The organism is Priestia sp. P5_B4, from assembly GCF_056400385.1.
On sequence record NZ_JBFULJ010001053.1, the window covers coordinates 1 to 1,186 of the forward strand.

General features: G+C 39.0%; 1 protein-coding gene and 1 riboswitch. The gene reads right to left on the reverse strand.

Features of this window, described 5'->3' with window-relative positions; genetic code table 11:
- On the reverse strand, positions 1–642 hold a 642-nt coding region (locus AC1DRF_RS28700; protein ID WP_477742398.1), incomplete at its 3' end, for a helical backbone metal receptor.
- A gap of 258 nt (positions 643–900) precedes the next feature.
- A riboswitch (cobalamin riboswitch) is annotated at positions 901–1,033 on the reverse strand.
- Positions 1,034–1,186: the final 153 nt, after the last annotated feature.

Genomic DNA, 1,186 nt, shown 5'->3' on the forward strand with positions numbered 1-1,186 from the left:
AATCTCAGGAGCTCCTGATACCTCTATCMATACTTTTTTACGATCTTCTTTTGAAATCGTTTTTGCTTTTTTCTCAATTGAAGCTACTTTTTCTTTCATGTCTTTAATTGTTTGATTAGCTTCTTTTGTTTTACCTGTTAATTTACCGATTTGCGTAATAGAATCATAAACCGTATCAAACGTTGTTGAATCTTTTACAACAAATACCGGAATACCCGCACTTTCAATTTGTTTAAATACTTCATCCGAAACGCCCATACTTGAAGCGTGTGCCAGCACTAAATCAGGATTTAAAGCAATAACTTTTTCCGCATTAACGTTCATATCTCCTACCTGCGCTTTTTTCTTTACGCTTTTAGGATAATCATCGTTGCTTGTAACACCGACTAATTCTTTTTCAAGGCCAAGGGCATATACAATCTCCGTATTACTTGGCATTAAGGAAACAATTTTCTTAGGCTGTTTTTTCAACGTAATTTCTTTATCACGCGCGTCTTTTACCTTCACTGGRAATGCAGCTTGTGACGTTTGTGCCGTATCTTGCTTCGTTTTTTTATCACCGTTGCTTTGGCTGCCTGCACCGCATGCAGCAAGTACGATGACTAACAGTGCAATAATGGAATACGAAAGCCATTTTTTCATCTAAATACTCCCCCTATATATTGTTCATTGTGAATACGAAACCTCCACGTTAAAGAAAAAGCAAATGATCATGCAAAAAGCAGCGCTATCCCGTTTTTCCGCTTTGACTATGTATACTGCTCGCCGGCAGCTTCAAAATAAAAAAGCTTTACTTTCAATTGAAAGCAAAGCAGGTAACGTCAAGATAAGCAGGAAAAGAATCCGTTCACTATACTTGATATGTATGTTCATTACCCTGCTTCACCCTTCCTCGAAGGTTTCACAGCTAACAATAAGGCAGGTCTCCTGACTTACGCACAAAGCGCTTACAGTGGCGGGACCGCGCTGGTTTTTCACCAGACTTCCCTTTTCACTCAATCTTTAAATTGAGACCTTATTGCTTTACGATTATTCACTTGTCCTAGTATACCCCACTCATGGAAAAATGGAAATAGCCATTCTCACAAAAAAAGCTGCGAGAATGCTCTCGCAGCTTAAGGGATTAAAGAGTTGCTAAAAATTCACGGACCGCTTCAGGCGTTTTAGCATTTGCACTGTGCAAGTG